General features: G+C 63.3%; 25 protein-coding genes. All 25 read right to left on the bottom strand.

What is annotated here, in order from left to right; translation table 11 throughout:
- Positions 1-56: 56 nt before the first annotated feature.
- Positions 57-1,370: a chloride channel protein gene (locus ABIG06_RS35180; protein ID WP_424578547.1), complete on the bottom strand. Its 1,314-nt coding sequence runs from the start codon at positions 1,368-1,370 to the stop codon at positions 57-59.
- 56 nt (positions 1,371-1,426) lie between these two features.
- Entirely contained in the window at positions 1,427-1,723 is a 297-nt protein-coding gene (locus ABIG06_RS35185; RefSeq protein WP_370140307.1) for a DUF1330 domain-containing protein, read from the bottom strand.
- A 10-nt stretch (positions 1,724-1,733) separates the two neighbouring features.
- Positions 1,734-2,522: an SDR family NAD(P)-dependent oxidoreductase gene (locus ABIG06_RS35190; protein ID WP_370140308.1), complete on the bottom strand. Its 789-nt coding sequence runs from the start codon at positions 2,520-2,522 to the stop codon at positions 1,734-1,736.
- Between the two features lie 169 nt (positions 2,523-2,691).
- A complete protein-coding gene (gene rplQ / locus ABIG06_RS35195) occupies positions 2,692-3,108 on the bottom strand; it encodes a 50S ribosomal protein L17 (RefSeq protein ID WP_035680050.1) in 417 nt (138 codons plus the stop codon).
- Between the two features lie 144 nt (positions 3,109-3,252).
- Entirely contained in the window at positions 3,253-4,284 is a 1,032-nt protein-coding gene (locus ABIG06_RS35200; protein ID WP_124157683.1) for a DNA-directed RNA polymerase subunit alpha, read from the bottom strand.
- Between the two features lie 112 nt (positions 4,285-4,396).
- A complete protein-coding gene (gene rpsK, locus ABIG06_RS35205; RefSeq protein WP_007603045.1) occupies positions 4,397-4,786 on the bottom strand; it encodes a 30S ribosomal protein S11 in 390 nt (129 codons plus the stop codon).
- 123 nt (positions 4,787-4,909) lie between these two features.
- Complete coding sequence (gene rpsM, locus ABIG06_RS35210) at positions 4,910-5,278, bottom strand: 30S ribosomal protein S13 (RefSeq protein ID WP_035709590.1); 369 nt, start codon at positions 5,276-5,278, stop codon at positions 4,910-4,912.
- A 185-nt stretch (positions 5,279-5,463) separates the two neighbouring features.
- Entirely contained in the window at positions 5,464-6,330 is an 867-nt protein-coding gene (locus ABIG06_RS35215) for an adenylate kinase (protein ID WP_370140309.1), read from the bottom strand.
- Positions 6,331-6,606: 276 nt separating this feature from the next.
- Complete coding sequence (gene secY / locus ABIG06_RS35220; protein ID WP_027574066.1) at positions 6,607-7,938, bottom strand: preprotein translocase subunit SecY; 1,332 nt, start codon at positions 7,936-7,938, stop codon at positions 6,607-6,609.
- A gap of 148 nt (positions 7,939-8,086) precedes the next feature.
- The gene (rplO, locus tag ABIG06_RS35225) at positions 8,087-8,572 is read right to left on the bottom strand and encodes a 50S ribosomal protein L15 (protein ID WP_028177974.1); all 486 of its coding nucleotides are present in this window, start codon (positions 8,570-8,572) and stop codon (positions 8,087-8,089) included.
- A 75-nt stretch (positions 8,573-8,647) separates the two neighbouring features.
- On the bottom strand, positions 8,648-8,842 hold the full coding sequence (rpmD, locus tag ABIG06_RS35230; RefSeq protein ID WP_011088137.1) for a 50S ribosomal protein L30: 195 nt from the start codon (positions 8,840-8,842) through the stop codon (positions 8,648-8,650).
- A 22-nt stretch (positions 8,843-8,864) separates the two neighbouring features.
- Entirely contained in the window at positions 8,865-9,461 is a 597-nt protein-coding gene (gene rpsE / locus ABIG06_RS35235; protein WP_014494507.1) for a 30S ribosomal protein S5, read from the bottom strand.
- A 47-nt stretch (positions 9,462-9,508) separates the two neighbouring features.
- A complete protein-coding gene (gene rplR, locus ABIG06_RS35240; protein ID WP_024342458.1) occupies positions 9,509-9,871 on the bottom strand; it encodes a 50S ribosomal protein L18 in 363 nt (120 codons plus the stop codon).
- Between the two features lie 11 nt (positions 9,872-9,882).
- Positions 9,883-10,416 carry a 50S ribosomal protein L6 gene (gene rplF, locus ABIG06_RS35245; RefSeq protein WP_124157681.1) on the bottom strand — a complete coding sequence of 178 codons (534 nt, stop codon included), beginning with the start codon at positions 10,414-10,416 and terminating at the stop codon, positions 9,883-9,885.
- Positions 10,417-10,432: 16 nt separating this feature from the next.
- Positions 10,433-10,831: a 30S ribosomal protein S8 gene (rpsH, locus tag ABIG06_RS35250; RefSeq protein WP_027554158.1), complete on the bottom strand. Its 399-nt coding sequence runs from the start codon at positions 10,829-10,831 to the stop codon at positions 10,433-10,435.
- A 14-nt stretch (positions 10,832-10,845) separates the two neighbouring features.
- On the bottom strand, positions 10,846-11,151 hold the full coding sequence (gene rpsN, locus ABIG06_RS35255) for a 30S ribosomal protein S14 (RefSeq protein ID WP_024342455.1): 306 nt from the start codon (positions 11,149-11,151) through the stop codon (positions 10,846-10,848).
- A 46-nt stretch (positions 11,152-11,197) separates the two neighbouring features.
- Entirely contained in the window at positions 11,198-11,755 is a 558-nt protein-coding gene (rplE, locus tag ABIG06_RS35260) for a 50S ribosomal protein L5 (RefSeq protein WP_018647250.1), read from the bottom strand.
- Positions 11,748-12,062 carry a 50S ribosomal protein L24 gene (rplX, locus tag ABIG06_RS35265; RefSeq protein ID WP_028177970.1) on the bottom strand — a complete coding sequence of 105 codons (315 nt, stop codon included), beginning with the start codon at positions 12,060-12,062 and terminating at the stop codon, positions 11,748-11,750. Before rplX ends, rplE begins: the two co-directional genes overlap by 8 nt.
- Positions 12,062-12,430, bottom strand: a complete 369-nt coding sequence (gene rplN / locus ABIG06_RS35270) for a 50S ribosomal protein L14 (RefSeq protein WP_007603030.1) — start codon at positions 12,428-12,430, stop codon at positions 12,062-12,064. The genes rplX and rplN overlap by 1 nt, the downstream gene beginning before the upstream one ends.
- An 84-nt stretch (positions 12,431-12,514) precedes the next feature.
- Positions 12,515-12,763, bottom strand: a complete 249-nt coding sequence (rpsQ, locus tag ABIG06_RS35275) for a 30S ribosomal protein S17 (protein ID WP_024342452.1) — start codon at positions 12,761-12,763, stop codon at positions 12,515-12,517.
- Positions 12,764-12,776: 13 nt separating this feature from the next.
- Positions 12,777-12,983, bottom strand: a complete 207-nt coding sequence (gene rpmC / locus ABIG06_RS35280) for a 50S ribosomal protein L29 (RefSeq protein WP_011088144.1) — start codon at positions 12,981-12,983, stop codon at positions 12,777-12,779.
- Positions 12,984-12,988: 5 nt separating this feature from the next.
- The gene (gene rplP, locus ABIG06_RS35285; RefSeq protein WP_008136349.1) at positions 12,989-13,402 is read right to left on the bottom strand and encodes a 50S ribosomal protein L16; all 414 of its coding nucleotides are present in this window, start codon (positions 13,400-13,402) and stop codon (positions 12,989-12,991) included.
- A gap of 30 nt (positions 13,403-13,432) precedes the next feature.
- A complete protein-coding gene (gene rpsC, locus ABIG06_RS35290) occupies positions 13,433-14,158 on the bottom strand; it encodes a 30S ribosomal protein S3 (RefSeq protein ID WP_014494500.1) in 726 nt (241 codons plus the stop codon).
- Between the two features lie 17 nt (positions 14,159-14,175).
- Positions 14,176-14,562: a 50S ribosomal protein L22 gene (gene rplV / locus ABIG06_RS35295; protein WP_008549264.1), complete on the bottom strand. Its 387-nt coding sequence runs from the start codon at positions 14,560-14,562 to the stop codon at positions 14,176-14,178.
- Between the two features lie 10 nt (positions 14,563-14,572).
- Positions 14,573-14,851: a 30S ribosomal protein S19 gene (gene rpsS / locus ABIG06_RS35300; RefSeq protein WP_008136357.1), complete on the bottom strand. Its 279-nt coding sequence runs from the start codon at positions 14,849-14,851 to the stop codon at positions 14,573-14,575.
- Positions 14,852-14,855: the final 4 nt, after the last annotated feature.

A 14,855-nucleotide genomic window follows, 5' to 3' on the forward strand; every position in this document is an offset into this window, starting at 1 on the left:
ACCAACTTCGTAGAGCAAACGGGTCAGTGGTGGGCAAGCTTCGCTTTTGCCCACTACTACTGCATCTTTTCCTGCGGACGCGTCGCCCGCTCGATGAATCCCTTGGCGAGCGCGTGATAGATGCCCTCCTCGCAGACCATCCGCGAGGTCGCGTGCGCGATCAGCGCCGCCGTCATCAACGGCACGACCATGCCGTGATTGTCGGTCATCTCCGTCACGATCACGAAAGCGGTAATCGGTGCCTGCACCACCCCCGCGAAATACGCGACCATGCCGAGCAGCATGATCGCGCCGAGTGGCGCATCATGGAAGAACGAGGCGATGTTGCTGCCGATGCCGGCACCGACGGCGAGCGACGGTGAGAAAATGCCGCCGGGTATGCCGCTGATCGCAGCAAAGGTGGTGGCAAGAAACTTGAGGGCGCCGAAATCGTGCGGCAGCGGCGAGCTGTGTTCCAGCGCCCCCTTCACCTGCACGTATCCGGTGCCATAGATCGTATCGCCGGATACCAGGCCGCAGATCGCGACGGCGAGACCGCAGGCGAATGCAAACCACAGCGGATGGCCCTTGATCGCGCGTCCGAGGGGATTATTGAAACCGCGCGCCATCGCGATGACGATGCGACTGAACAGGCCGCCCGCGAGGCCGCCGGCCGCCCCGCAAAGTGGAACGGCGAGCCAGTCCGCTCCACGCGCCAGCGACGTCGCGCTGCTGCCAAAATAGGCGTAATTGCCGGCGAGCGCGAGCGAGGTCAGACCGGCGGCGATGACGGCCGCAATGATGAGGCTGGACGTGCGGGTTTCAAAAGCACGGCTCATCTCCTCGATGCCGAAGACGATTCCGGCCAGCGGCGTGTTGAATGCCGCGGCTACGCCAGCGGCGGCACCGGCCAGAATCAATCCGGGCTGGCGGCGCGGCGAGACGCGGCCGAGCGCGAACATGATGGAAGCACCGACCTGCACCGTTGGTCCCTCGCGCCCAACCGAGGCGCCACACAACAAACCGAATAGAGTGAGGATCACCTTTCCGACCGCAATCCTGATCGAGACCAGGCTCTCTCGCGCGCCCTGATCGGTCAGGTGCCGCGCCGCAATTGCCTGCGGGATACCGCTGCCCTGTGCGTTCGGGAATAGACGGATGGTCAGATAGGCCGACAGCATGAAGCCGAGCGGCGTCACCGCAAGCACGGCATAGCGCGACTTTGCGAGCAGTAGCGCAAAGGCGTGCTGGGCGAGGTCCGCAACTTGCGCCAGCGCCACCGCAGTGGCGCCGACTCCGATCCCACCGAGCAGAAAGATCGCCCGTCGCCGCCACCGCGCGGATGTCAGCCTGAACAGACGTCTATGGCGGGTCGACAGGGGCCAGAGCATAGAGTTTCATTTTAGCCTGCCGGGCGCCAAATTGAAGCGCCAAGTAGGCGGATCAGCTAAGCTGGCACTACACCTTCCACGAATAGCAGCCGCCGCTCGAGCGCCGTCTCCCGAAGCTTAAGTGCATCGGCATATTCCGCCGATGCGTACCATTCGCGCGCCCGGACCATCGAGGGAAACTCGACGATGATGATGGCCTTGGCCGGCGGGCCCCCCTCCACCACTTCGGCAGCGCCGCCGCGCGAGAGATAGCGACCGCCATATTGGGCAATCGTGTGCGCCGCGAGCGTGCGGTAGGCCTCCATCGCGGCTCTGTCGCGCACCTCGACCTCTGAGATCACATAGGCCGCCATGCCCATCGTCTCAGGCGATCGTGTTGACGATGCCGCCCTCGACGCGCAGCGCTGCACCGTTGGTCGCAGACGCTTCCTTGGATGCGGCAAAGACCACCATGTTGGCGATCTCGTCGACGCTGGCGAAGCGCTGCAGCAGCGAGCTCGGGCGATGTTGCCTGACGAAATTGGCGGCGGCTGCATCGACCGATTGGCCGTTCTGCCGGGCAAGATCCTTGACGAACGTCTCGACGCCCTCCGACATGGTCGGGCCCGGCAGCACGGAGTTGACGGTCACACCGGTACCGCGGGTGAGCTGCGCCAGACCGCGCGCGACGGAAAGTTGGGCCGTCTTGGTCATGCCGTAATGGATCATCTCGACGGGAATGTTGAGCCCGGACTCCGATGAGATGAAGACGATGCGACCCCAGTTGCGCTCGAGCATGCCCTTCATGTACGCGCGCGACAGCCGCACGCCGCTCATCACGTTGACCTCGAAGAAGCGGGTCCAGTCCTCGTCCGGGATATCGAAGAAATCCTTGGGCTCGAAGATGCCGGCATTGTTGATGAGAATGTCGACCTCAGGCAGCGCAGAGACGAGCGCCTTGCAGCCCGAAGCGGTCGAGACGTCGGCGGCGATGCCGCGCGCCTTGGCCCCCGTCCCTTCCAGCTTGCGCACGGCGGCCTCGACCTTGTCCTGGCCGCGGCCGTTGATCACGACGCTCGCGCCCGAGCCGGCGAGGCCCTTGGCGATGGCGTAGCCGATGCCGGCGGTCGAGCCGGTCACGAGGGCGGTCTTTCCGGAAAGGTCGATGTTCATGCGATGTCTCCATGGATGCAAGTGGAGATATCGGGAGCGGCCTGTGACGCCGCAATCGGTCTCACTGAGCCGTGAGGAAGCGCATCTACAGGGCGAAGCCACCCCTGCGCATCCAAACAAAAACGGCGCCCGCAAAGGCGCCGTCTTCAATTCATATCCGCTGACTGGCTTACGCCGCCTCGGCTTCCTTTTCCTGCACCGGGCCCGAATCCTGGCCCTTGGCATCGACGTCGCGATCGACGAACTCGATCACGGCCATCGCGGCGTTGTCGCCGTAGCGGAAGCCGGCCTTGATGATGCGGGTGTAGCCGCCCTGACGGTCCTTGTAGCGGGGCGCGAGCACGTCGAACAGCTTCTTGACCTGGTCCTTGTCGCGCATCTCGGAGATCGCCTGGCGGCGCATCGAGAGGCCGCCCTTCTTGCCGAGGGTGACCAGCTTCTCCACGATCGGGCGCAATTCCTTCGCCTTCGGCAGCGTGGTGACGATCTGCTCGTGCTTGATCAGCGCGGCCGCCATGTTTGCGAACATCGCGCGGCGATGCTCGGCCGTGCGGTTGAGCTTGCGATGAACCTTGCCGTGACGCATGTGTGTAGTCCTTCTTCGATTGTGTCGCGGTGGTTCAGCGACTGGTTTTCAGGTGGGCTTCCTGCGTTCGCCCTGGGTCGCGAGTGGCGAATGGTGAGTAGCGAATAGTTCTTCCCTATTCGCTACTCCCTACTCGCCATTCGCTCAGTAATGATCCTCGAAGCGCTTGGCGAGCTCGTCGATGTTCTCCGGCGGCCAGCCCGGCACTTCCATGCCGAGGTGCAGACCCATCTGAGCCAGCACTTCCTTGATCTCGTTCAGCGACTTGCGGCCGAAATTCGGGGTGCGGAGCATTTCCGCTTCGCTCTTCTGCACGAGGTCGCCGATGTAGACGATGTTGTCGTTCTTCAGGCAGTTGGCCGAACGCACCGACAGCTCGAGCTCGTCCACCTTCTTGAGGAAGGCCGGGTTGAAGGCGAGGTCCGGAATGATCTCCTGGGCGACTTCCTTGCGCGGCTCTTCGAAGTTGACGAACACGTTGAGCTGATCCTGCAGGATGCGCGCAGCGTAGGCCACCGAATCGTCCGGCGTGAGCGCGCCGTTGGTCTCGATCGTCATGGTCAGCTTGTCGTAGTCGAGGATCTGGCCCTCGCGGGTGTTCTCGACCTTGTAGGAGACCTTGCGGACCGGCGAGTACAGGCTGTCGACCGGGATCAGACCGATCGGAGCATCTTCGGGACGGTTGCGCTCGGCAGGCACGTAGCCCTTGCCGGTCGATACCGTGAACTCCATGCGGATCTCGGCGCCCTCGTCGAGGGTGCAGATCTGCAGGTCGGGGTTGAGCACGACCACATCGCCGACAGTCTGGATGTCGCCGGCGGTGACGACGCCCGGACCCTGCTTCTTCACGACCATGCGCTTGGGGCCTTCGCCCTGCATCTTGATCGAGATGTCCTTGATGTTGAGCACGATGTCGGTGACGTCCTCACGAACGCCCGCGATCGAGGAGAACTCGTGCAGCACGCCGTCGATGTGCACCGACTGCACCGCCGCGCCCTGGAGCGAGGAGAGCAGGATGCGGCGCAGCGCGTTGCCGAGGGTCTGGCCGAAGCCACGTTCGAGCGGCTCGGCGACGATGGTCGCGAAACGCGAGGGATCGCTGCCGGGCGTGACCTGGAGCTTGTTCGGCCGAATCAGTTCTTGCCAATTTTTCTGGATCGTCACTGTTTCACCCATACAGGCCAGTCAATTTGACAGTTCAAATACTGGCGTTGGAGAAAGGCCGCAGATCATTCCCGCGGCTTCTTAGTAAAGTCGTCGCGGGCGCCGATGCGCCCGCAACTTGGTATCAAACGCGCCGACGCTTACGGGGACGGCAACCGTTGTGCGGAATCGTGGTCACGTCACGGATCGAAGTGACGGTGAAGCCCGCGGCCTGGAGCGCACGGAGCGCCGACTCGCGTCCCGAACCGGGGCCGGCGACTTCGACCTCCAGCGTGCGCATGCCGTGCTCCTGCGCCTTCTTGGAGACGTCTTCGGCGGCGACCTGCGCGGCGTAAGGGGTCGATTTGCGCGAGCCCTTGAAGCCCATCGTGCCGGCCGAGGACCAAGCAATCGTGTTGCCCTGCGCGTCGGTGATGGTGATGGTCGTGTTGTTGAACGACGAATTCACATGCGCAACGCCGGAGGCGATGTTCTTGCGCTCACGACGACGAACGCGGGTGGCTTCCTTGCCCATTGGGTCCCTTTCCTGAAGATCTCAAACGCCGCCGTAGTGCCAGCGGCTACACCTGTGGAACGAAAAGCGCGTGGCGAACGGGTCATCCCCTCTTCGCCACACGCCGCGACTGGATTCGAAAACTTACTTCTTCTTGCCGGCGATGGCCTTGGCCGGACCCTTGCGTGTGCGCGCATTGGTGTGGGTGCGCTGACCGCGCACCGGCAGACCGCGACGATGACGCAGACCGCGATAGCAGCCGAGGTCCATCAGACGCTTGATGTTGATACCGACCTCGCGACGCAGATCGCCCTCGACGAGGTAGTCGCGGTCGATGACTTCGCGGATCTGGAGCACTTCGGCGTCGCTGAGCTGATTGACGCGACGGTCCTCGGGGATCTTCACCTTCTCCATGATCTCGCCGGCGATCTTCGCGCCGATGCCATGGATGTACTGGAGCGCGATCAGCACGCGCTTGTTGGTGGGAATGTTCACGCCGGCAATACGGGCCACGGCCTTCTCTCCTGTCGCCGATCCTCGTCAGGATCGGGCTTTAAGTGCTTGTGTTCTCGGGCAGGTGTTCACAAACGCGAACACGACGCCCACCCCCGGTCTTCCTGGGGCCCGGCATCGTCTGAAACTATCCGACTTGGATGCGGAGCTTATTAGGGGATTCCAGGGGCTTTCGTCAACCGCTGCTAGCGCTTGGCTCGCTTTTTCGTGACCTTTTTTGCCGACTTTTTGGCACCCTTTTTGACGGCCTTCTTGGCGGTCGTTTTGGCTGCCTTTTTGGCCGTTTTCTTGGCCGCCTTCTTCGGGCCTTTCACGGCTTTCTTGACCGTCTTTTTGGCGGCTTTGGCCGATTTGGTCGCCTTTTTGGCTGCCTTCGCCGGTTTTTTGGCAGATTTCTTCGCCGCCTTGGCCTTTTTGGCCGGCGCCGTCTTGGCCGCGCTTCTGGAGTGGGTCTTGGGCTCGACCGCGCCGAGCGCCAGAAGCTGGCGGTGGATGGCGCGGGTGACCTCGTCGATGGCCATCATGCCGTCGATGGTCGAGAGCTTCCGACGCTCGGAATAATAGTGAATCAGCGGTTCCGTCTGGCTGCGGTAGCTGGCAAGCCGCTTGGTCAGGACCTCCGGGGTGTCGTCCACCCGAACCTCCTCGCCACGCTCGCGCATCTGGGCGACGCGGGTCTCGACCCTGTTCAGCAACGCGCTCTCGTTGACGCGGAGTTCGATCACGGCGTCGAGCTTGAGATGCTTCTGCTTGAGCAGCTCATCCAGCGCCTCGGCCTGCGGCACGGTACGCGGGAAACCATCGAGGATGAAACCGTTCCTGGCGTCCGGCTGGTCGATCCGGTCGGAGATGATTCCGACCACGACCTCATCCGGCACGAGGCCGCCGCTGGCCATGATCTCCTTGGCCTTCAGCCCGACCGGCGTGCCGGCCGCAACCGCTGCACGCAGCATCTCGCCGGTCGAGAGCTGGACGATGCCATAGCGCTGCACCAAGAGCTGCGCCTGGGTCCCCTTGCCCGACCCCGGCGGTCCCAGAAGTATAATTCTCATCGGCGTACGCCCCCCGGATTGGTGAGCGATACGTCGCGCACCTGCGTTTGAAGATCAAGAACAGTGCAAACCATAATCGGCGCCGCACCGCTACCCATATCATAGGGGAGCGAATGCCCGGACGCCAAGAAGGCCTTTGAAATCAGTGATTGCATCGACGTGGGAGCGTCTCTGCCCATGCGACCGAGCCGCTGACTGATCGGCTCTGCGGCGCCGCACGTTGCTCGTGCGGCGAATCGGCGGCACGTTCGCGCCGCCTCTCGAGCGACTCCGTACTTAGCGGCGGCGGCCCCGGAGCTTGGACTTCCGGATCAGGCCTTCGTACTGGTGCGCCAGCAGATAGCCCTGGACCTGCGCCACCGTGTCCATGGTGACGCTGACGACAATCAGCAGCGAGGTGCCGCCGAAATAGAACGGCACCGACGCGTAGGAGATCAGGATCTCGGGAATCAGACAGACGATCGCCAGATAAATCGCGCCGAGCACCGTAATGCGGGACAGCACGTAGTCGATATATTCCGCCGTGCGCTCGCCCGGACGGATGCCCGGAATGAAGCCGCCGTGCTTCTTCAGATTGTCCGCGGTCTCGGTCGGGTTGAACACGATCGCGGTGTAGAAGAAGGCGAAGAACACGATCAGCGCGAGATACATGATCAGGAACAGCGGACGGCCGTGGCCGAGCTGGGTTGTGATCCACTGAAACCACTCCGGCCCACTGCCCGCGTTGAAGTTCGCAACCGTGGTCGGCAGCAAGAGCAGCGACGACGCGAAGATCGGCGGAATTACGCCCGAGGTGTTGAGCTTGAGCGGCAGATGCGAGGACTGGCCCTCGAACATCTTGTTGCCGACCTGGCGCTTTGGATACTGGATCAAGAGGCGGCGCTGCGCGCGCTCCATGAACACGATGAAGGCGATCACGGCAACGGCCATGATGATGACGACCAGGATCAGGCCGGTCGACATCGCGCCCTGACGGCCGAGCTCGAGCATGTTGGCGAGCGCCGCGGGCAGCTCGGCGACGATGCCGGCGAGAATGATCAGCGAAATGCCGTTGCCGATGCCGCGCGAGGTGATCTGCTCGCCGAGCCACATCAGGAACATGGTGCCCCCGGTCAGCGTGATTGCCGTGGACAGGCGGAAGAACATGCCGGGCTCGCTGACGACGTTGCCGGCGCCTTCGAGGCCTACTGCGATTCCGTAGGACTGGAATGCGGCCAGGATGACCGTCAGATAGCGGGTGTACTGATTCAGCGTCTTGCGGCCGGCCTCGCCTTCCTTCTTCAGCGCTTCCAGCTGTGGCGAGACGGTGGTGAGCAGCTGGATGATGATCGAGGCCGAGATGTACGGCATGATGTTCAACGCGAAGATCGCCATGCGGTGGATACCTCCGCCGGCGAACATGTTGAACATGCCGAGGATGCCCCCCGCCTGGGACCGGAACACCTGCTCCCAGATGTTCGGATCGATACCGGGCAGCGGGATGTAGGTCCCGAGCCGATAAACGAGCAGCGCACCCAGAGTGAACCAGATGCGCTTCTTCAGTTCGTCGGCCTTGGCAAACGCGCCGAAATTGAGGTTGGCTGCCAGTTGTTCCGCTGCTGAGACCATCTTGGACTTTCTCCCGCCGCCTGTTGCGCCGTCATGCCCGCGGCCGGGCTAGTTTAGCGGACGCCGGACATTATCTGGGGCTCGGCTTCGATAAGTCCACGTCCCGCATGCGTAAAGGCCCGCGAGCCGCGGGCCAATGACGCAGTTGTTACGCCGCCTCGCCTTCTTCCTTGGCAGGGGCGAGGATCTTCACCGAGCCGCCGGCCTTCTCCACCGCCGCAATTGCGGTCTTGGTGGCGCCATGCACTTCGATGTTGAGCTTGGACTTGAGCTCGCCGCGGCCGAGCAGCCGCAGGCCGCCCTTGGCGCGGCGCAGCACGCCGCCCTTCACCAGGGCCTCGACGTTCACGACGCTGCCGGCGTCGATCTTCTTGGCATCGACCGCTTCCTGGAGCCGGTCGAGATTGATCTCGGCGAACTCGATGCGGAAGATGTTGTTGAAACCACGCTTGGGCAGACGGCGATGCATCGGCATCTGGCCGCCTTCGAAACCCTTGATGCGCACGCCCGAACGCGCGGTCTGGCCCTTGCCGCCGCGGCCGGACTGCTTGCCCTTGCCGGAACCGATGCCGCGGCCGACGCGCATACGCTTTTTGCGCGAGCCGGCGTTGTCGGCGATATCGCTGAGCTTCATCGCCCTTCTCCTTGTGTCTTGCGCACGATCTTCACCGAAAACCGCTTCCCGCTCTTCGGGATCGTGCGCCTTTGCTTACTTCTCGTCGACGATGCGGACGAGATGGTGAACCTTCTCGATCATGCCGCGCACCGCCGGGGTATCAGGCAGTTCGCTGGTGCGGCCGATCTTGTTGAGCTTGAGCCCGATCAGCGTCGAACGCTGCGAGTGATGGCGGCGGATCGCGCTGCCGGTCTGCTCGAGCTTGATCGTCTTTGCGGCCTTGGCCATGGGAGTCTACTCCGAGCTTCCGTTAGTCGGCAGCCGCCTCGGCATCGCCACCGATGCGGCGCGACTGCAGAGTGGACACCTTGATGTTGCGGCGGGCTGCGACCGAACGCGGCGAATCCTGATGCTTCAGCGCGTCGAAAGTTGCGCGAACCATGTTGTACGGGTTCGACGAGCCGATCGACTTCGCCACCACGTCCTGGACGCCCAGCGTCTCGAACACGGCGCGCATCGGGCCGCCGGCGATGATGCCGGTACCGGCGGGAGCTGCACGCAGGTAGACACGGCCCGCGCCATGACGGCCGGCGATATCGTGATGGAGCGTGCGGCCCTCGCGCAGCGACACGCGCGTCAGGTTGCGCTTGGCGGACTCGGTCGCCTTGCGGATCGCCTCGGGGACTTCGCGCGCCTTGCCGTGACCGAAGCCGGCACGACCCTTCTGGTCGCCGATCACGACGAGCGCTGCGAAACCGAAGCGCTTGCCGCCCTTGACGACCTTGGCCACGCGGTTGATGTGGACGAGCTTGTCGACGAACTCGCTGTCGCGCTCCTCGCGCTCCCTGCGTTCACGTCCGCCGCCGCGTTGATCGCGTCCACCACGTTGTTCGCGTTCAGCTGCCATGGTTTTTCCAATCCTTCAGAGGCTTACGCCCCAATCCTCAAATTCTGTTAGAAGCTCAGCCCACTCTCACGCGCCGCGTCGGCCAGAGCCTTGACACGCCCGTGATAGAGATAGCTGCCGCGATCAAACACGACTTCCTTGACGCCCTTCTCGGCGGCGCGCTCGGCCAGCAACTTGCCAACCGCCTTCGCCGCATCGATGTCGGCACCGGTCTTGCCGCCGTCGCGCATCGACTTCTCGAGCGACGAGGCGGAGGCCAGCGTCTCGCCTTTCAGGTCGTCGATGACCTGGGCGTAGATGTGCTTCGACGAACGGAACACTGACAGGCGCGGACGGCCGCCGGCGGAACGGCGCAGCTTCAGCCGCACGCTCCGCTTGCGCCGGGCATTCGTAACCTTGGCTTTCGACATGACCGGCTCCGTTACTTCTTCTTGCCTTCCTTGCGGAAGATGAATTCGCCCACATACTTCACACCCTTGCCCTTGTAGGGCTCCGGCGGACGGTAGGAGCGGATCTCGGCGGCGACCTGGCCGACGCGCTGGACGTCGCTGCCCGCCACCGTGATCTCGGTCGGCTTCGGCACCGTGATCGTGATCCCCTCGGGGATCGGATAGATCACGTCGTGGCTGTAGCCGAGCGCGAGCTGCAGGTTCTTGCCCTGCATCGCGGCGCGATAGCCGACGCCGGTGATCTCGAGCTTCTTCTCGAAGCCCTTGGTGACACCCTCGACCAGATTCGCGACCTGGGCGCGAGCGGTACCGTACAGCGCCCGCGCGCGGTTGGTCTCGGCCCGCGGCTTGACCTTCACCTGGCCGTTCTCGAGCTTCACCTCGACGTCGTCATGAACGATGAACTGAAGCTGGCCCTTCGGCCCCTTCATCTTGACGGTCTGCCCATCGACGGTCGCGGTAACGCCCGACGGCACCGGGACAGGCTTTTTGCCAACACGTGACATGGATCGAAAATCCTTCTCAGAACACCGTGAAGAGGACTTCACCGCCCACATTCGCGTCGCGCGCGCTGTGGTCGGCCATGATCCCCTTCGGCGTCGACAACACCGAAATGCCGAGTCCGTTGTTCACCCGCGGCAGGTTCTTCACCGAGGCGTAGACGCGACGCCCGGGTTTGGAAACGCGCTCAATCTCGCGGATGACGGGCTCGCCGTCGAAATACTTCAGCTCGATCTCGATCTCGCTGCGCCCCGAGGAATGCTCGAGCGTGGCGTAACCGCGGATGTAGCCTTCGGTCTTCAGAACCTCGAGCACGTTCTCACGCATCTTCGAGCCAGGCGTGGAGACCTTGGTCTTCGAACGCATCTGCGCGTTGCGGATACGGGTGATCAGATCGCTGATTGGATCGTGCGTTGACATCTAAACGACCCTCCTTACCAGCTGGACTTCACGAGGCCCGGGACCATGCCCTTGGAGCCAAGGTCGCGCAGCGCGATACGGGACAGCTTGTTCTTGCGGTAGTTCGAGCGCGGGCGGCCCGACAGCTCGCAGCGCAGGCGGATGCGGGTCGCCGACGAATTGCGCGGCATCTCCGCCAGCTTCAGGGTCGCGGCGAACCGCTCCTCCATCGGCAGCGTCTTGTCGGCGATGATCGCCTTCAACCGCTCGCGCTTGGCGGCGGCGTTCTTCACCATCCGCTTGCGCCTGTTGTTCTTCTCGACTGAACTCTTCTTTGCCATGCTTGGCTCCTGGGTATCCGCGTTTGAGAGGCTTTAGGTCAGCGTCTCACTGCCGGAACGGGAAATTGAAAGCGGTCAACAAGGCCCTCGCCTCTTCGTCGGTCTTGGCCGTGGTGCAGACGGTGATGTCCATACCGCGGGCTTCCGTGACCTTGTCGAAGTCGATCTCGGGGAAAATGATGTGCTCCTTGATGCCGAGCGAGTAGTTGCCGCGGCCGTCGAAGCTCTTCGGATTCAGGCCGCGGAAGTCGCGGACGCGCGGCAGCGCGACCGTCACCAGGCGATCGATGAACTCGTACATGCGGGCCTTGCGCAGCGTGACCTTGCAGCCGATCGGCTGGTTCTCACGCAGCTTGAACGTCGCGATAGCGATACGCGAATAGGTCACGATCGCCTTCTGGCCGGCGATCTGGGTCAGCTCGGCAGCAGCGGTCTCGGCCTTCTTGCGGTCGTTGACGGAATCGCCGACGCCCATGTTCAGCACGACCTTGTCCAGGCGCGGAACCTGCATGACGTTCTCGTAACCGAACTTCTCGGTCAGAGCCGTGCGGATCTTCGCATCATATTCCGCGCGCAGGCGCGGCGTGTAAGCGGCCTCAGCCATCGATCTCAGCTCCCGAGCTCTTGGCGATGCGGACCTTCTTGCCGTCCGCCAGAATCTTGAATCCGATGCGGGTCGGCTTTCCGTCCTTGCCGACATACGCGATATTGGACAGTTGGATCGGCGCCTCTTTCGAGATGATGCCGCCCTCCTGGGCCTGCGTCTGCTTCTGGTGACGCTTGACCACATTGATGCCGCGCACGAGCGCGGTGCCGGCGTCGGGACGCACCTCGAACACTTCGCCGGTACGGCCTTTGTCGCGGCCCGTCAGCACGACGACCTTGTCGCCCTTGCGGATCTTCGCAGCCATCACAGCACCTCCGGCGCGAGCGAGATGATCTTCATGTGGTTCTTGGCGCGCAGCTCGCGCGGCACGGGCCCGAAGATACGGGTGCCGACCGGCTCGGACTGGTTGTTGATCAGCACGGCAGCGTTGCGGTCGAAGCGGATGACCGAACCGTCGGCGCGGCGGATGTCCTTGCGGACGCGCACCACGACGGCCTTCATCACGTCGCCCTTCTTCACCTTGCCACGCGGAATGGCTTCCTTGATCGACACGACGATGATGTCGCCGATCGTGGCGTAGCGGCGCTTGGAGCCTCCGAGCACCTTGATACACATGACACGGCGTGCGCCAGAATTGTCGGCCACGTCGAGGTTGGTCTGCATCTGAATCATTGATGCACCTCGTCCTCTTTCTCTTTGCGCCAGCCCAGCCGGCGCTCAACATTTACCTGAAATCGGTCGGCTAGAGCCAACAGATCAGGCGCTTTTCTTGTGTTCGCCCCGGATCACGACCCAGCGCTTCAACTTCGAAATCGGCTTGGTTTCCTCGATCCACACCATGTCGCCCGGCTTGAACTGGTTGCTCTCGTCGTGCGCGTGGTAATTCTTGGAACGGCGGATGGTCTTCTTGTAGATCGGGTGCGTGAAGCGGCGATCAACACGCACCACGATGGTCTTGGCTTGCTTGTCGCTGACGACCACGCCCTGCAAAGTACGTTTCGGCATCTTCGTAAGCCTCTTACTTCTTCTTGGCGCGCGTCTGCGCGGCGACGGTCTTGATCCGGGCGATGTCACGGCGAGCCTCGCGCAGGCGCGAGGTGTTCTCGAGCTGCCCGGTGGCGCGCTGGAAGCGCAGGTTGAAGCGCTCCTTCTTCAGGTTCAGGATGGCGTCATCCTGCTGGTCGGGGCTCATCGCGCGGATGTCTTCGATCTTCATCTGGGCCATGGCCATTACTCCGCAATGCGCTCGACGAAGCGCGTCTTGATCGGCAGCTTGGCTGCCGCCAGGGTCAACGCCTCACGCGCGGTCTGGGTGTTGACGCCGTCAATCTCGAACAGCACCCGGCCCGGCTTGACGCGCGCGACCCACAATTCCGGCGAACCCTTGCCGGAACCCATGCGGACTTCGGCCGGCTTCTTGGACACAGGAACGTCGGGGAACACGCGGATCCAGACGCGGCCGGCGCGCTTCATGTGACGGGTCAGCGCGCGACGGGCGGCTTCGATCTGGCGCGCGGTGACGCGCTCAGGCTCGGTCGCCTTCAGGCCGAACTGGCCGAACGCCAACGTCGCGCCCGAAGACGCAACGCCGTGGATGCGGCCCTTATGCGCCTTCCGGAACTTCGTTTTCTTAGGTTGCATCATGGCTTTAAGCCCTCAAATTCCTGGTGCAGATCAGGCTGCAGCCGTATCGCGGCGCTGACGGCCACCACGATCGCCACTACCACCGGTCTCGCCTTCGGCCATTCTCTTGTCCTGGGCCATCGGATCGTGCTCGAGGATCTCGCCCTTGAAGATCCAGACCTTGACGCCGCAGGTGCCGAAGGTCGTGAACGCAGTCGCAACGCCGTAGTCGATGTCGGCGCGCAGCGTGTGCAGCGGCACGCGGCCTTCACGGTACCACTCCATGCGCGCGATTTCCGCGCCGCCGAGACGTCCCGAGCAGTTGATGCGGATGCCTTCCGCGCCGAGACGCATCGCCGACTGCACGGCGCGCTTCATGGCACGGCGGAACGCCACGCGGCGCTCGAGCTGCTGCGCGATCGACTCGGCCACCAGCGTCGCGTCGAGTTCCGGCTTGCGGATTTCCACGATGTTGATGACGACGTCGGACGAGGTGATGTCCGCGACCTTCTTGCGCAGCTTGTCGATGTCCGCGCCCTTCTTGCCGATCACCACGCCCGGGCGGGCCGAGTGGATGGTGACGCGGCACTTCTTGTGCGGACGCTCGATCACGATGCGGGCAACGGCCGCCTGCTTGAGCTCCTTGTGCAGGATCTCACGGATCTTGACGTCCTCATGCAGCAGCTTGCCGTACTCCTGCTTACCGGCGAACCAGCGGGAATCCCAGGTCCGGTTGATGCCGAGACGCAGACCGATCGGATTGATCTTTTGACCCATCGTGTTCTCCTGCGCCCTTAAGCGGCTGCTTCGGCTTCGACCTGACGAACGATGATCGTCAGCTGCGAAAATGGTTTGTAGACACGGCCCGAGCGGCCGCGGCCGCGGGCGGCAAAGCGCTTCATCACGAGGCCGTTGCCGACGAAAGCCTGCGCCACGACGAGATCGTCGACGTCGAGGTCATGGTTGTTCTCGGCGTTCGCGATAGCCGATTCCAGGCACTTCTTCACGTCGACCGCGATCCGCTTGCGCGAAAACTGCAGATCGGCGAGCGCGGCAGACGCCTTCCGGCCGCGAATGAGCTGGGCGACCAGGTTGAGCTTCTGCGGGCTCACCCGCAGCATCCGGGCGACCGCCTTGGCCTCGTTGTCGGCGAGGCTCCGTTCGCGCTTAGGTTTGCTCATCGTTTAATCCTCAAGCCTTCTTGGCTTTCTTGTCGCCGGAGTGGCCATGGAAGGTCCGGGTCGGCGAGAACTCGCCGAACTTGTGACCGACCATTTCCTCGTTGACGGCCACCGGCACGTGCTTCTGACCGTTGTAGACGCCGAAGGTCAGGCCGACGAATTGCGGCAGGATCGTCGAGCGACGGCTCCAGATCTTGATGACGTCATGACGGCCGGACGCGCGCGCGGCATCTGCCTTCTTGAGCAGAGAACCCTCGACGAACGGGCCTTTCCAGACTGAACGAACCATGTCC

This window comes from Bradyrhizobium sp. USDA 326 (assembly GCF_049739485.1).
Lineage (GTDB): Bacteria > Pseudomonadota > Alphaproteobacteria > Rhizobiales > Xanthobacteraceae > Bradyrhizobium.

What these genes read in the sequence shown, in the direction of transcription:
- rpsQ (WP_024342452.1), bottom strand. Translation starts at nt 12,763, where the DNA reads ATGCCGAAACGTACTTTGCAGGGCGTGGTCGTCAGCGACAAGCAAGCC.
- ABIG06_RS35185 (WP_370140307.1), bottom strand. Translation starts at nt 1,723, where the DNA reads ATGGCGGCCTATGTGATCTCAGAGGTCGAGGTGCGCGACAGAGCCGCG.
- rplR (WP_024342458.1), bottom strand. Translation starts at nt 9,871, where the DNA reads ATGTCGAAAGCCAAGGTTACGAATGCCCGGCGCAAGCGGAGCGTGCGG.
- rplX (WP_028177970.1), bottom strand. Translation starts at nt 12,062, where the DNA reads ATGGCTGCGAAGATCCGCAAGGGCGACAAGGTCGTCGTGCTGACGGGC.
- secY (WP_027574066.1), bottom strand. Translation starts at nt 7,938, where the DNA reads ATGGTCTCAGCAGCGGAACAACTGGCAGCCAACCTCAATTTCGGCGCG.
- rplP (WP_008136349.1), bottom strand. Translation starts at nt 13,402, where the DNA reads ATGATGCAACCTAAGAAAACGAAGTTCCGGAAGGCGCATAAGGGCCGC.
- rplV (WP_008549264.1), bottom strand. Translation starts at nt 14,562, where the DNA reads ATGAGCAAACCTAAGCGCGAACGGAGCCTCGCCGACAACGAGGCCAAG.
- rplO (WP_028177974.1), bottom strand. Translation starts at nt 8,572, where the DNA reads ATGAAGCTCAGCGATATCGCCGACAACGCCGGCTCGCGCAAAAAGCGT.
- rpmD (WP_011088137.1), bottom strand. Translation starts at nt 8,842, where the DNA reads ATGGCCAAGGCCGCAAAGACGATCAAGCTCGAGCAGACCGGCAGCGCG.
- rplQ (WP_035680050.1), bottom strand. Translation starts at nt 3,108, where the DNA reads ATGCGTCACGGCAAGGTTCATCGCAAGCTCAACCGCACGGCCGAGCAT.
- ABIG06_RS35180 (WP_424578547.1), bottom strand. Translation starts at nt 1,370, where the DNA reads ATGCTCTGGCCCCTGTCGACCCGCCATAGACGTCTGTTCAGGCTGACA.
- ABIG06_RS35190 (WP_370140308.1), bottom strand. Translation starts at nt 2,522, where the DNA reads ATGAACATCGACCTTTCCGGAAAGACCGCCCTCGTGACCGGCTCGACC.
- rplF (WP_124157681.1), bottom strand. Translation starts at nt 10,416, where the DNA reads ATGTCACGTGTTGGCAAAAAGCCTGTCCCGGTGCCGTCGGGCGTTACC.
- rpsE (WP_014494507.1), bottom strand. Translation starts at nt 9,461, where the DNA reads ATGGCAGCTGAACGCGAACAACGTGGTGGACGCGATCAACGCGGCGGC.
- rplE (WP_018647250.1), bottom strand. Translation starts at nt 11,755, where the DNA reads ATGGCTGAGGCCGCTTACACGCCGCGCCTGCGCGCGGAATATGATGCG.
- rpsC (WP_014494500.1), bottom strand. Translation starts at nt 14,158, where the DNA reads ATGGGTCAAAAGATCAATCCGATCGGTCTGCGTCTCGGCATCAACCGG.
- ABIG06_RS35200 (WP_124157683.1), bottom strand. Translation starts at nt 4,284, where the DNA reads ATGGGTGAAACAGTGACGATCCAGAAAAATTGGCAAGAACTGATTCGG.
- rpmC (WP_011088144.1), bottom strand. Translation starts at nt 12,983, where the DNA reads ATGGCCCAGATGAAGATCGAAGACATCCGCGCGATGAGCCCCGACCAG.
- rpsN (WP_024342455.1), bottom strand. Translation starts at nt 11,151, where the DNA reads ATGGCAAAGAAGAGTTCAGTCGAGAAGAACAACAGGCGCAAGCGGATG.
- ABIG06_RS35215 (WP_370140309.1), bottom strand. Translation starts at nt 6,330, where the DNA reads ATGAGAATTATACTTCTGGGACCGCCGGGGTCGGGCAAGGGGACCCAG.
- rpsH (WP_027554158.1), bottom strand. Translation starts at nt 10,831, where the DNA reads ATGTCAACGCACGATCCAATCAGCGATCTGATCACCCGTATCCGCAAC.
- rplN (WP_007603030.1), bottom strand. Translation starts at nt 12,430, where the DNA reads ATGATTCAGATGCAGACCAACCTCGACGTGGCCGACAATTCTGGCGCA.
- rpsS (WP_008136357.1), bottom strand. Translation starts at nt 14,851, where the DNA reads ATGGTTCGTTCAGTCTGGAAAGGCCCGTTCGTCGAGGGTTCTCTGCTC.
- rpsK (WP_007603045.1), bottom strand. Translation starts at nt 4,786, where the DNA reads ATGGGCAAGGAAGCCACCCGCGTTCGTCGTCGTGAGCGCAAGAACATC.